The organism is Streptomyces sp. NPDC051104, assembly GCF_040682835.1.
Taxonomy (GTDB): Bacteria; Actinomycetota; Actinomycetes; order Streptomycetales; family Streptomycetaceae; genus Streptomyces; species Streptomyces cynarae.
The window spans coordinates 230,457-243,580 of the sequence record NZ_JBFBBS010000009.1; the positions used below are offsets into that span (position 1 = coordinate 230,457).

Sequence of the window (13,124 nt, forward strand, 5' to 3'; positions counted from 1 at the left end):
GAGGCCGGCGGGCGGTGAGGCCACGAGGGTGCCGACCGGTCGGGACGCAGCCGCAAGCTGCCGGCTCACCGCTTGCGCGGCACCCCGCAAAGAGGCACCGAGCGAACTTGTCAGGCCGGCACGATTCGGCGCTCCAGACGACGTCGAGTGGTCCCCGTTCAATTCCAGCGACCCGCAAGAGCCCTTCGTGGTGTACGGCCCCGCATACGGTGAGGGTTTTCCCGTCTCCTCCGCCGTGGGGAAGGACGGCCGCCGACGTTACGGTCGTTACTCGATCATGATCATCTGTACCACGCGTTACCACCTGGCCGTCTATCGCTGCGTCCTCGACTTCTTCACGGGTGAGCTCAACAACGAGAGCGGCATGGAGATGCATTACCAGGACGTCGTCTCCGTACGTACCTACTCCGATCCTGATCCGGGTCGGCGCATCGAAATCGAGCCTCGCCCGTCTCAGGCGTATCTTTTCCCTCCCGGGACCGAAAGGTGCTTCGAACTCCTGGTGTCCGGCGGCATGACGTTGCGCATGGTAACCGGGCTGACCAATCGGGAAACGACGGTGTTCCGTCGAGCCGGTCAAGAGGGCATGGTCTACCAAGGCACCGATCCGGACTTCCAGGCCGTCGCGGACGCCGTGCGCATGATGCTGCGAGAGAAGAAGGGCGGAATGGAGGGCCCCGCGCTCGTCGTGTAGATACCCGTCCAGGTGTCAAGGCCCGACCGTGGGTCCTTCGGCCGCGGGTACGGCGTCGTCGGAGGACGGGGCACGGCGGCACGCTCCGCCCGGCGCCCGTCCGGCGCCGGGCGGCATGCCGCGGGTCAGCCCCTGGCCGTCAGGGTCACGTCCTGCTGCCGGACCGCGTGGAAGCGGGGCAGCGGGAGCCCGGAGCCGCTCAGTTCCATCAGCGTGGCTTCGACGTGCGCGGGGCCCGGGCTGTACGCGCCCCGGAGGGTCTCGGAGTTGGTCCAGCGGTGCTCGGTGCCGTCGCACACGGCCAGGGTGCCGCCGACGCCGCGCTGGACCCGGTGGTCGCCCTGCGAGATCGAGGAGGACACGAGGACCGGGTCACCGGTGCCGCCGGCACAGCGGTAGGTGCCGGAGAGGGTGAGCGTGCCGTCGGGCGCCAGGTACCCGGTCGGGTCGACGGTCACCTCGTCGGACGACCGCGAGAGGGCACCCGCGGCGGGGGCGGCGGACAGGAGCAGGGCGGCAGCGAAGACCGGCCCTGCGACCTGGCGCAGAAACATGGAAGTACCTCCTGGAATAGGGGTTCCACAGGTACCGGGAGGCCCCGGTGCGGCGCGCGATCCTCACCCCTTCAGTGGCGAGTCCGCCCCACCGCCCGCGACCGGGAGCGGGTGTGGACGTGCATCTGATGGCTGAGCCTTCCGGATGATTGCCGCCCCTGACGCCGAGCCGTGTGACGTATTCGGCCCTTCACCGTGTGCTACTTGAGGCGCTGATGGCATCCCCGCACCCCCTCAGGAGACTTGGCGGATGAACGCAAAAAACCTTCTCGAAACCGTCGCACGGACCGCGGCCCGCGGCAGATGGCTGTGTCTCCCCGCCGCGACGGTGCTCGCCCTGGTGGCGGGCCCCTGCACCGCCGTGGCGGCTGAGCACCGCGCCGACGTGCCCGTGTGCCCCATCACGCAGCCCGCCCCGAGCACCACCGTCCAGGTGCCGGCAACTGCCGGCCCCACCGGAATCCCCGGCGCGACGCGAGTGATCGACACGGGTGTGTGCGTGCGCAGTGCCGTCAGGATCACGGCGACGGGAAGTATCGCGATCGACGGCTCCACGACGACCTTCACTCCGTGGGGGGACAGCACGAGGCTCGCGGGCTCGGACTTCCCGCTGGCGGGTGTGCCGAGTTGGTCGCTTATCGCCCGGATCGGAAACGGACCGTGGCACTACATCGGGTCGGGCCCGACGACGCTGGTGGGCAGCGGAGAGCTCTACCTCGCGGTGAACGACAACTTCAACTCCGACAACAGGGGGTCGTTCGCGGCGACCATCACACCGTGTGTGTGCGGTTTCCGCTTCGGGCCGGTCGCCATTGGTGCGGCGGACGGCCACCCGCCGGTCATCGGTACGCCCTGCTCCGACTGAGGCCTGGTACGGAACACCAAGGGGTCCTTGCACTATGCCCGATGAGGTCGCGCGGTCTGGCACCGCACCTCGCCGCGTTGCCGAAAAGCCCTGGTAGCTCCTCCCCCGAGCTCTCGGCTTCGCTCGAGCAGGGGGGACCCCCACCGAGGGCTCTCCGGCGCCTTGCGATGCACGGCACCAGACCACGCGACCTCATCGGGCGCTCATAGTGCAAGGACCCCTAAGGCGCGGGGGCGCCGGCGCGCGCCCTCACGTCCTCCCGAGCACGGCGAAGCCGTCCAGTTCCACGAGCGCCTGCTCGTCCCACAGGCGCGTGATCCCCACGACGGCCATCGCGGGGTAGTCACGGCCCGCCAGCCGGCGCCAGATGCGGCCCAGTTCGGGGGCGTGCGCGCGGTAGTCGGCCACGTCGGTGGCGTAGACGGTGACGCGGGCGAGGTCGGCGGGGGTGCCGCCGGCGGCGCGCAGGGCGGTGAGCAGGTTGGCGAGGGCGCGCTCGAACTGCTCGGGCACCGTGTCGCCGACCACCTTGCCGTCGCCGTCGAGGGCGGTCTGGCCCGCCAGGAAGACCACGCGGGTGCCGGTGGCGACGACCGCGTGCGAGAACCCCTTGGCCGGGGAGAGGCCGGGCGGGTTGACGCGCTCACTGGTCACGGGGCCTCCACGGTGGCGTACAACTCCTTGGCGATGATGCCGCGTTGCACCTCGCTCGCGCCCTCGTAGATCCGGGGTGCGCGCACCTCGCGGTAGAGGTGTTCGAGGAGGTGGCCGCGGCACAGTGCGCGGGCGCCGTGCAGTTGGACGGCGGCGTCGACGACGTACTGCGCCGTCTCGGTGGCGAGCAGCTTCGCCATGGCGGCCCGCTTCGGGACGTCCGGGGCGCCTTCGTCGTACGCCGTCGCCGCCGAGTAGACCATGAGACGGGCCGCCTCGGTGCGCAGGGCCATCTCGGCGACCTGGTGGGAGACCGCCTGGAGGTCCTTCAGCCGACCGCCGAAGGCGTCCCTTCCGGCGGTGTGGGCGAGGGTCGCGTCGAGGGCGGCCTGTGCCATGCCGACCGCGAACGCGCCGACGCTGGGGCGGAAGAGGTTGAGGGTGCCCATGGCGACCCGGAAGCCGCGGTCGGCCTCGCCGAGCAGGTCGGCCTCGGTCACGGGCACCGCGTCGAAGGCGAGCGTGCCGATGGGGTGCGGGGAGAGCATGTCGAGGGGGGTGCCGGTCAGGCCGGAGCGGTCGGCGGGGACGAGGAACGCGGTCACACCGCGGGCGCCCGCACCGGGGGCGGTCCGGGCGAAGACGGTGTAGAAGTCGGCCTCGGGGGCGTTGGAGATCCAGCACTTCTCGCCGGTGAGCCGCCACCCGGAGGGGCCGTCGGGCTCGGCCGCGAGGGACAGCGCCGCCGCGTCCGACCCCGCGTCCGGCTCGGTCAGCGCGAAGGCGGAGACCGTGGTGCCAGCCCGGACGCCGGGCAGCCAGCGGGCGCGCTGGGCCGGTGTCCCGTAGGCGTGCACGGGGTGGGCGCCCAGCCCTTGCAGGGCGAGGGCCGTCTCCGCCTCGGTGCAGGCATACGCCAGGGACTCCCGCATCAGGCACAGTTCCAGCGCCCCGGAGGTGAACAACCGGTCGAGCAGACCGAGTTGGCCGAGTTGGGTGACGAGGGCGCGGTTGACGCGGCCGGGCTCACCCTTCTCGGCGAGCGGACGCAGCCGTTGCTCGGCCAGGGTGCGCAGCTCCGCACGCCAGGCCGGCTGGGCGGGGTCGAGCGAGAATGCGGTCATGGCCGGTCCCCTCTCCCTGACGGCCCTTCGGGGCCGGATGGGCTGCTCACCCGAACGTATCGCGGACCGTTGACTGTCGTCACCAACACGATACGCTCGAGGCGCGAGCCCACCACGACAAGGGGGCGAGACGCCATGGACCCGAGGGACGCCACCAGCGCCACGGACACCGCGAGCGCCACGGACACCGCGAGCCGCGCGTCGGCCGAAGCTCCGCCACCGGCCCCCACCGCCCACCGCGACACCTTCGCCCGTGACCATCTCCCGCCCCGCGAGCAGTGGCCCGAGTTCACCTTCGACCTGCCGGAGCTGCGCTACCCCGAACGGCTGAACGCCGCGGGCGAGCTGCTCGACCGCACCGCCCCCGACCGCCCGGCGTTCCGCACGGCGGACGGCGACGTGTGGACGTACGGACAGCTCCGCACCCGTGTCGACCGCGTCGCGCACGCGCTCACCTCCCGTCTCGGTGTCGTCCCCGGCAACCGTGTCCTGCTGCGCGGCCCCACCACACCCTGGCTCGCCGCCTGTTGGCTGGCGGTCCTGAAGGTGGGCGCGATCGCCGTCACCGTGCTCGCCCAGCAGCGCCCGCACGAGCTGCGCACGATGTGCGACATCGCCCGGGTCGGCCACGCCCTGTGCGACGTCCGCGTGGTCGACGACCTGGTGAAGGCCGACGTTCCCGGGCTGCGCATCACCCCGTTCGGCAGCGACGCCCCTGACGACCTGCTGCGTCTGCCGGTGCCGGAGGAGCCGTACGCGCCGGTGGACACGGCGGCCGAGGACGTGGCGCTGATCGCCTTCACCTCCGGCACCACGGGCCGCCCGAAGGGATGCGTGCACTTCCACCGCGACGTGCTCGCCATCGCGGACACCTTCTCGAGGCACATCCTGCGCCCGCGCCCCGACGACGTCTTCGCGGGCAGTCCCCCGCTCGGCTTCACCTTCGGGCTCGGCGGACTCGTCGTCTTCCCGCTGCGGGCAGGGGCCAGCGCCTTACTGCTCGAACAGGCGGGCCCCAGGCAGCTGTTGCCCGCGATCGCCGAGCACCGGGTCTCGGTGCTGTTCACCGCGCCGACCGCCTACCGGGCGATGCTCGACGACCTGGACGCGTACGACACGGCCTCGCTGCGGCGCTGTGTGTCGGCCGGCGAGAACCTTCCCGAGGCCACCTGGCGGGCCTGGCACGAGCGCACCGGTCTGCGCATCGTCAACGGCATCGGCGCCACCGAGCTGCTGCACATCTTCATCTCGGCCGCGGACGACCGGATCCGGCCGGGAACCACGGGGGTTCCGGTCCCGGGGTGGCACGCGCGCGTGCAGGACGCCGACGGCGTGCCCGTACCGGACGGCGAGCCCGGACTGCTCGCGGTGCGCGGACCGGTCGGCTGCCGCTATCTCGCCGATCCACGGCAGCGGGAGTACGTCCGAGGCGGCTGGAACATCACCGGCGACGCCTACGTCCGCGAGCCCGACGGCTACTTCCGCTATGTGGCCCGCGCCGACGACATGATCATCTCCGCCGGGTACAACATCGCCGGACCCGAGGTCGAGGACGCCCTGCTGCGCCATCCGGACGTGGTCGAGACGGCGGTCGTCGGGCGGCCCGACGAGGTGCGCGGGCAGGTCGTGGTGGCGTATGCGGTCCTCAGGGAGGGCGCGCGACGCGACCCGGAGGCGCTGCGCGCCTTCCTGACGTCGGAGCTGGCGCCGTACAAATGCCCGCGCGAGTTCCTCTTCCTGGACGCGCTGCCCCGCACGGCGACGGGCAAGCTCCAGCGGTTCCGGCTGCGCGCGGACGCCGACCCGTTGCCCGTGCGAGGTGATCATGAGTGACGCCGACGATCTAAAGTGATCAACGTGTCCGATCAGCACGCTCAGCACGCCCCGAGGTCCCTCATCGTCACGTTCTACGGCGCCTACGGCCGCTTCACCCCCGGCCCGGTCCCGGTGGCCGAGCTGATCCGACTGCTCGCCGCGGTCGGCGTGGACGCGCCCTCCGTACGGTCGTCGGTGTCACGTCTGAAGCGGCGCGGACTGCTCGTGCCGGAGCGCACGGCGACGGGCGCGGCCGGGTACGCGCTGTCGCCGGACGCACGGCAGCTGCTGGAGGACGGCGACCGCCGGGTGTACGCGACGGCGCCCCCTAAGGACGAGGGCTGGGTGCTTGCCGTGTTCTCCGTGCCGGAGTCGGAGCGGCAGAAGCGGCACCTGCTGCGCTCCCGGCTGGCGGGGCTCGGTTTCGGCACCGCGGCCCCCGGAGTGTGGATCGCCCCCGCACGCCTGTACGAGGAGACCCGGCACACCCTGGAGCGGCTGCACCTGGACGCGTACGTGGACTTCTTCCGCGGGGACCACCTCGGCTTCGCGCCGACCGTGGAGGCGGTGGGGCACTGGTGGGACCTGGCTGCGATCGCCAAGCAGCACGAGGCGTTCCTCGACCGCCATGCGCGCGTGCTGCGCGACTGGGAGTCCCGCGAGGACACGCCGCCCGAGGAGGCGTACCGCGACTATCTGCTCGCCCTGGACTCCTGGCGTCATCTGCCCTACGCCGACCCCGGGCTGCCGGCCGGCCTGCTGCCCGCGAACTGGCCGGGCGCCCGCTCGGCAGCGGTCTTCCGGGCGCTGCACGAGCGGCTGCGGGAGGCGGGGGCGGTGTTCGCGGGCGTGGCGGATCTGCCGTAGGTCTTTCAACTGCCCAGTGTCAGGCGGGGCTTGGGGGCGTCGGTGCGGCCGGTGTTGGGGCGCCTGCTGCCCGCCCGGTAGGGCGCGGGCCACACCGCGCCCTGCCCGCTGTAGCCCTGTTCGGCCGCCGCGTGCAGGGTCCAGTGCGGGTCGTACAGGTGCGGCCGCGCGAGGGCGCACAGGTCGGTGCGCCCGGCCAGGATCAGCGAGTTGACGTCGTCCCAGGAGGAGATGGCGCCCACCGCGATCACCGGTATGCCCGTCTCGTGGCGGATCCGGTCGGCGTACGGCGTCTGGTACGAGCGCCCGAACGCCGGTTTCTCCTCGGCCACCACCTGCCCGGTCGACACGTCGATCGCGTCGGCGCCGTGCGCGGCGAACGCGCGGGCGATCTCGACGGCCTCCTCGGCCGTGGTGCCGCCCTCGGCCCAGTCGGTCGCGGAGATCCGTACGGTCATGGGCCGCTCCTCGGGCCACACCGCGCGCACGGCGTCGAAGACCTCGAGCGGGAAACGGAGCCGCCCGGCGAGCGAGCCGCCATAGGCGTCGGTGCGGTGGTTGGTGAGCGGTGAGAGGAAGCCGGAGAGCAGGTAGCCGTGGGCGCAGTGGAGTTCGAGGAGGTCGAAGCCGGCGCGGGCGGCGCGGGCGGCGGCGGAGGTGAACTGCTCGCGGATGTCGGTGAGCTGGGCGCGGGAGAGCTCGCGGGGCGTCTGACCGCCCGGCTTGTACGGGATCGGCGAGGCGGCCACGAGCGGCCAGTTGCCCTCCTCCAGCGGCTCGTCCATGCCCTCCCACATCAGCTTGGTGGAGCCCTTGCGGCCGCTGTGCCCGAGCTGCACCCCGATCGCCGTGCCCGGCGCGTGGCTGTGAACGAAGTCGGTGACGCGCCGCCACGCCTCGGCCTGCCGTCCGGTGTAGAGACCGGCGCAGCCCGGGGTGATGCGGCCCCCGGGGCTCACGCACACCATCTCGGTCATCACCAGCCCGGCGCCGCCGAGCGCCCGTGCGCCCAGGTGGACGAGGTGGAAGTCGCCGGGGACGCCGTCCACGGCCGAGTACATGTCCATCGGCGAGACCACGACCCGGTTGCGCAGGGTCAGGCCGCGCAGCCGGAAGGGGGTGAACATCGGGGGCGTGCCGGGCGGGCAGCCGAACTCGCGCTCCACCGCCTCGGTGAAGCGGGAGTCGCGCAGCCGCAGGTTGTCGTGGGTGACGCGGCGGCTGCGGGTGAGCAGGTTGAAGGCGAACCGGCGGGGCGGCTGGTCGAGGTACAGCCTCAGGTTCTCGAACCACTCCAGGCTGGCGCGGGCCGCGCGCTGGGTGGAGGCGACCACCGGGCGCCGCTCCTCCTCGTAGGCGGCCAGGGCCTCGGGCAGCGAGGCGTGCTCCTCCAGGCAGGCGACCAGGGCGAGCGCGTCCTCCACCGCGAGTTTCGTGCCGGAGCCGATGGAGAAGTGCGCGGTGTGCGCGGCGTCGCCGAGCAGGACCAGGTTGCCGTGGGACCAGTGCTCGGTGACGACCGTGCGGAAGGTGGTCCAGGTGGAGTTGTTGGAGCGCAGGGGTCGGCCGCGCAGGGCGTCCGCGAAGATCTTGGCGCAGCGCTCGATGGTCTCGGCGGTGTCCAGCTCGGCGAACCCGGCCGCGTGCCACACCTCCTCGCGCATCTCCACGATGACCGTGGACGCGTCGGCCGCATAGGGGTAGCCGTGGAGCTGCATCACGCCGTGCTCGGTCTCGGCGATCTCGAAGCGGAAGGCGTCGAGGGGGAAGTCGGCGGCGAGCCAGATGTACCGGCAGCGGTGCTCCTCGATCGAGGGCCGGAACACCTCGGCGTACGCCTCGCGTGTGCTGCTGTGCACTCCGTCGGCGGCGATGACGAGGTCGTACGCCTCCGAGAGCCGGGCCGGGTACGGGGTCTCGGCGCGGAAGCGCAGGTCGACGCCGAGGGAGCGGCAGCGCTCGTGCAGGATCCGAAGGAGCCGCCGCCTGCCGAGCGCGGCGAAACCGTGACCGCCGGAGGTGTGGCGCACGCCCCGGTGCACGATGTCGATGTCGTCCCACCGCACGAACTCGTCCTTCAGCGCGGCGTACACGACGGGGTCGGCGTGCTCGATGCCGCCGAGGGTCTCGTCGGACAGGACGACACCGAATCCGAACGTGTCGTCGGGGGCGTTCCGCTCCCAGACGGTGACCTCGCGGGCCGGGTCGAGCCGCTTGAGCAGGGCGGCGGCGTAGAGGCCACCGGGGCCGCCGCCGATGACGGCGACGCGCAGCGGCCGCCCTCCGGTGCCGGTCATGGTCACCTCCCCCGCCACTTAGGTGCCCGTTTCTCCGAGAAGGCCGCGTGGAACTCCGCGTAGTCCCCGCTGTTCATCAGCAGGGCCTGGGTCGCCGCGTCCAGTTCCACCGATGCCGCGAGCGGCATGTCCAGTTCGGCCGTGAGGAGGGCTTTGGTCTGGGCGTACGCCAGCGCCGGGCCGTCGGCCAGGCGGCGGGCCAGCGACTCGGCCGCCGTGTCGGCGCCGCCCTCCTCCGTCAGCTCGCTGATCAGGCCGATCCGCTCGGCCTCGGCCGCCCGCACCGGCTCGCCCAGCATGAGCAGCCGGGTCGCGTGGCCGAGCCCCACCACCCGGGGCAGCAGATACGCGGCCCCCATGTCACCGCCGGAGAGCCCGACCCTGGTGAAGAGGAACTGGAAGCGCGCGGTGGGGTCCGCCACGCGGAAGTCGGCGGCCAGGGCGAGGACGGCGCCCGCGCCCGCGGCCACCCCGTGCACCGCCGCGATCACCGGGAACGGGCACTCCCGCAGGGCCCGTACGACCTGCCCGGTCATCCGGTTGAAGTCCAGCAACTGGGCGGTGTCCATGGACAGCGTCGCGCCGATGATCTCGTCCACGTCTCCGCCCGAGCAGAAGCCCCGCCCCTCACCCCCCAGGACCAGGGCGCGTACGGACTTCTCCCGGGACAGTTCGGCGAGCAGGTCGCGCAGATCGGCGTAGGCGCCGAAGGTGAGCGCGTTGAGTTTTCCGGGGCGGTCCAGGGTGACCGTGGCGACCCCGTTGTCGTGGACGCACCGCACATGGCGCCAGTCGGAGGTGCGGGCGGCGGAGCCGGTGAAGGGACTCATGACGTGCGGCCTCCTCGGACGGGGCGGCGGTCCTAGCGGCTGCTCTGTCATGAAGTTATCACCGATCCGTGACTGTCGTCATGAGTGCGCGATACGGCCGGAGATACGCCGGGGATGACGACCGGGGACGACCGGGGGTGTCACACCTTCTCGACAGGCCGGTAACGGCGGGCACCGGCATGCGCGATGGGCCGTCGGTACGGGTAGGCAGCCCGGTACCGGGGCCGACGCCGCCCCCGGCGAAACCCGCCGCCGCCCCGCAGGGTGCGCGCCGTACGATGCCCTTTGTTGAAAGCAGGACCGCCTGCGCCATGAACGGACCCGCCTTGTACGAATCCCCCGCACTCGCCTCCTGGCGCATCGCCCTGCCGCACACCACCGCCGCCGTGCCCGTCGCCCGCGCGCTGGTCCGTACGGCGCTGGCGGAGCTGGAGCACGCGGCCGACAGCGACACCGCGGAGCTGCTGACCGCGGAGCTGGTCGCGAACGCCGTTAAGCACACCGCGGGTGACGGGCCGATCGAGCTGGTCGTGGAGCTGCTGCCGACCGGCTGCACGGTGGAGGTGCACGACCCGGATCCGGCGCCGCCCGGCCACCTCACCCACCCGCTCCCCGTGGCCCCCGACCCCTGGCAGGAGCACGGCCGGGGGCTGCTGCTGATCCGCGCGCTGAGCTCGTCCTGCGGGCACCGCCCCACCGAGTCCGGCAAGGCGGTGTGGTTCAGACTGCCTGCGGTTCCCGCTCAGCGGCGTCCACTGTGACAGCCCCTGCCGTGAGCCGGGAGTGCCGGCGCCCGTAGAGGGCGTACACGAGGGACCCGACCGCGAGGAACACCGCGAACTGCGCCCAGGTCGCCCAGCCCGTCTCGTACATCAGGTACAGGCAGAAGCCGACGCCGAGCAGCGGCATCACCGGGTAGAGCGGCACGCGGAAGCTGCGGGCCAGGCCCGGTTCACGGCGGCGCAGCGCGATCACGGCCACATTGACCACCGCCATCGTGGCGAGCGTGCCGATGGTGCACAGGTTGACCACCGAGTCCAGCGAGGCGAAGGCCGCCGGGATCGCGAAGACGATCGCGACGATCAGGGTGCCGCCGACCGGCGTCGAGGTCCTCGGCGAGACCCGTTCGAAGACGCGCGGGATGAGCCCGTCGCGCGCCATGGACATCAGGATGCGGGTCTGGCCGTACATCACGGCGAGCACGACGGAGACGATGGCGACGACCGCGCCGAAGGCGATGACACCGCCGCCGAGCGTGGAGCCGGTGACCTGGTTGACGACGTACGACAGCGCGGCGGGCCGGCCGCCGACCGCGGGCCCGCCGATGGCGCCGATCGCGGCGAGTGCGACCGCGCAGTACAGCAGGGTGACCAGTCCGATGCAGACCAGGATCGCGACGGGGATGTCGCGCCGCGGGTTCCGGGCCTCCTCACCGGCGGTGGTGATCGCGTCGAAGCCGATGTACGAGAAGAAGGCGGCCGTGGTGCCCGCGCCGATGCCGCCGAGGCCGGCCGGCGCGAACGGGGTCAGGTTGCCGTGCTTGAAGGCGGTGAACCCGATGGCGCAGAAGGCGACCAGGATCGCCAGCTTGAGGACGGCCATGGCGGCGGTGGCCCGGGCGCTCTCGCGTACGCCGCGTACGAGGAGGACGCAGGCCAGCGCGATGACGATCACGGCCGGCAGGTTGACGATCCCGCGGTCGCCCGGCCCGGCGGAGAGGGCGGCGGGCAGCTGCCATCCGGTGAGACTGTGCAGCAGCTCGTTGACGTACTGGCTCCAGCCGACCGCGACGGCCGATACGGACACGCCGTACTCCAGGAGCAGACACCAGCCGACGAGGAAGGCCGTGCCCTCGCCCAGCCCGGCGTAGGCGAAGGAGTACGACGACCCGGAGACCGGGATGGCGCCGCCCAGCTCGGCGAATGCGAACGCGGTGAACACGCAGGTCAGCGCGGCGAGCACAAAGGAGACGACGACGCCGGGCCCGGCCTGGGCGACCGAGTCGGACAGTCCGACGAAGATGCCGGTACCGACGATCGCGCCGATGCCGAAGCAGATGAGCTGGAACAGGCCCATGTGGCGCTTGAGGCCGTGCCCGGCGAGATCGGTACCGGCCTCGGCGACGAGAAGCTGGGGGGACTTGATGCGGAACGGGTTGGCAGGACTGCCGGGCATACGGGTGGCGCTCTTTTCAGTGATGGGGTGCGACCGGGTGGGCCGCCCGACGGGCACGGAAGGGGTGGTTCCGGGTCCGTCGGGGATCGTACGGGAGGGTGCGGGCTTGCGCTGTGGCCGTCGTCGCAGCCGGTCAGGCGAAGGCCCGGTCAGGCGAGGGTCGCGACGAGGACCGCCTTGATGGTGTGCATCCGGTTCTCCGCCTCGTCGAAGACGACGGAGTGCCCGGACTCGAAGACCTCGTCCGTGACCTCCAGCTCGGTGAGCCCGTGCCGCTCGTGGATCTCGCGGCCGACGGCGGTGCCGAGGTCGTGGAAGGCCGGCAGGCAGTGCAGGAACCGCACCTCGTCGTTGCCGGTGGCGCGCAGCACGTCCATGGTCACCGCGTACGGGCCGAGCAGCGCGATGCGCTCGTCCCAGACCTCCTTGGGCTCGCCCATCGACACCCACACGTCGGTGGCGACGAAGTCGGCGCCGCGTACGCCCTCCTTCACGTCCTCGGTGAGCGTGATCCGGGCGCCGGAGTCCTCGGCGAGCCGCTGGGCCGCCTCGACGACGGTCTGCTCCGGCCACAGCACCCGGGGCCCGACGATGCGGACGTCCATCCCGAGCAGGGCGCCGGTGACCAGGTAGGAGTTGCCCATGTTGTTGCGGGCGTCGCCCAGGTAGGCGAAGGCGATCTCCGTCAGCGGCTTGTCGCAGTGCTCGGTCATGGTGAGCACGTCGGCGAGCATCTGGGTGGGGTGCCACTCGTCGGTGAGGCCGTTGTAGACGGGGACCCCGGCATGCGCGGCCAGCTCCTCGACGATGTCCTGACCGTGCCCGCGGTACTCAATGGCGTCGAACATCCGGCCGAGCACGCGGGCGGTGTCCTCGACGGACTCCTTGTGCCCGATCTGGGAGCCTGCCGGGTCCAGGTAGGTGGTGTGGGCGCCCTGGTCGGCGGCCGCCACCTCGAACGCGCAGCGCGTACGCGTCGAGGTCTTCTCGAAGACGAGCGCGATGTTCTTCCCCGTGAGGTACCGCGTCTCGGTCCCGGCCTTCTTGGCCGCCTTCAGCTCGGCGGCCAGCTCGATCAGGCCACGGAACTCCTCGGCGGTGAAGTCCAGCTCCTTGAGGAAGTGGCGTCCGGCGAGGGCGGTCGGGACTGTCGCCATGGGGGCGCTCCAGAAGTACGAGAGGACGGGACGAACACGGGAACGAATGGAACTCTATACGATGCCCCACATTTCTATACGGAGCCTGACTC

The 13,124-nt window shown here is 72.0% G+C and carries 12 protein-coding genes; 5 read left to right on the forward strand and 7 right to left on the reverse strand.

Annotated elements, in window-relative coordinates:
- Positions 1 to 277 precede the first annotated feature (277 nt).
- A complete protein-coding gene (locus AB0N14_RS16670) occupies positions 278 to 694 on the forward strand; it encodes a hypothetical protein (protein ID WP_366026371.1) in 417 nt (138 codons plus the stop codon).
- 125 nt (positions 695 to 819) lie between these two features.
- Here AB0N14_RS16670 and AB0N14_RS16675 read toward each other — a convergent pair whose 3' ends face one another.
- A complete protein-coding gene (locus AB0N14_RS16675) occupies positions 820 to 1,248 on the reverse strand; it encodes a DUF6299 family protein (protein ID WP_366026372.1) in 429 nt (142 codons plus the stop codon).
- Between the two features lie 250 nt (positions 1,249 to 1,498).
- Between AB0N14_RS16675 and AB0N14_RS16680 the strand changes: the two genes are divergently transcribed.
- Complete coding sequence (locus tag AB0N14_RS16680) at positions 1,499 to 2,113, forward strand: hypothetical protein (RefSeq protein WP_366026373.1); 615 nt, start codon at positions 1,499 to 1,501, stop codon at positions 2,111 to 2,113.
- A 249-nt stretch (positions 2,114 to 2,362) separates the two neighbouring features.
- Here the strand turns inward: AB0N14_RS16680 and AB0N14_RS16685 are convergent, their stop codons facing one another.
- Together AB0N14_RS16685 and AB0N14_RS16690 are read right to left on the reverse strand one after the other, a co-directional pair.
- A complete protein-coding gene (locus tag AB0N14_RS16685) occupies positions 2,363 to 2,767 on the reverse strand; it encodes a RidA family protein (protein WP_366026374.1) in 405 nt (134 codons plus the stop codon).
- A complete protein-coding gene (locus tag AB0N14_RS16690) occupies positions 2,764 to 3,891 on the reverse strand; it encodes an acyl-CoA dehydrogenase family protein (RefSeq protein ID WP_366026375.1) in 1,128 nt (375 codons plus the stop codon). Before AB0N14_RS16690 ends, AB0N14_RS16685 begins: the two co-directional genes overlap by 4 nt.
- 135 nt (positions 3,892 to 4,026) lie before the next feature.
- Between AB0N14_RS16690 and AB0N14_RS16695 the strand changes: the two genes are divergently transcribed.
- Positions 4,027 to 5,724: an AMP-binding protein gene (locus tag AB0N14_RS16695; protein ID WP_366026376.1), complete on the forward strand. Its 1,698-nt coding sequence runs from the start codon at positions 4,027 to 4,029 to the stop codon at positions 5,722 to 5,724.
- A 15-nt stretch (positions 5,725 to 5,739) separates the two neighbouring features.
- On the forward strand, positions 5,740 to 6,573 hold the full coding sequence (locus AB0N14_RS16700) for a PaaX family transcriptional regulator C-terminal domain-containing protein (protein WP_366026377.1): 834 nt from the start codon (positions 5,740 to 5,742) through the stop codon (positions 6,571 to 6,573).
- Between the two features lie 5 nt (positions 6,574 to 6,578).
- On the opposite strand, the gene AB0N14_RS16705 is transcribed toward AB0N14_RS16700, so the two are convergent.
- Both AB0N14_RS16705 and AB0N14_RS16710 read right to left on the reverse strand, forming a co-directional pair.
- Positions 6,579 to 8,870 carry a bifunctional salicylyl-CoA 5-hydroxylase/oxidoreductase gene (locus tag AB0N14_RS16705; protein ID WP_366026378.1) on the reverse strand — a complete coding sequence of 764 codons (2,292 nt, stop codon included), beginning with the start codon at positions 8,868 to 8,870 and terminating at the stop codon, positions 6,579 to 6,581.
- A 2-nt stretch (positions 8,871 to 8,872) separates the two neighbouring features.
- Positions 8,873 to 9,700 (reverse strand): enoyl-CoA hydratase family protein, encoded by an 828-nt coding sequence (locus AB0N14_RS16710; RefSeq protein WP_366026379.1) that lies wholly within the window; start codon positions 9,698 to 9,700, stop codon positions 8,873 to 8,875.
- 311 nt (positions 9,701 to 10,011) lie between these two features.
- On the opposite strand from AB0N14_RS16710, the gene AB0N14_RS16715 reads away from it, so the two are divergent.
- Entirely contained in the window at positions 10,012 to 10,461 is a 450-nt protein-coding gene (locus AB0N14_RS16715; RefSeq protein WP_366026380.1) for an ATP-binding protein, read from the forward strand.
- Here the strand turns inward: AB0N14_RS16715 and AB0N14_RS16720 are convergent.
- Both AB0N14_RS16720 and argF read right to left on the reverse strand, forming a co-directional pair.
- A complete protein-coding gene (locus AB0N14_RS16720) occupies positions 10,421 to 11,875 on the reverse strand; it encodes an amino acid permease (RefSeq protein ID WP_366026381.1) in 1,455 nt (484 codons plus the stop codon). The two genes, AB0N14_RS16715 and AB0N14_RS16720, sit on opposite strands and share 41 nt — an antisense overlap.
- A gap of 149 nt (positions 11,876 to 12,024) precedes the next feature.
- Positions 12,025 to 13,032: an ornithine carbamoyltransferase gene (argF, locus tag AB0N14_RS16725; RefSeq protein WP_366026382.1), complete on the reverse strand. Its 1,008-nt coding sequence runs from the start codon at positions 13,030 to 13,032 to the stop codon at positions 12,025 to 12,027.
- Between the last annotated feature and the right edge of the window lie 92 nt (positions 13,033 to 13,124).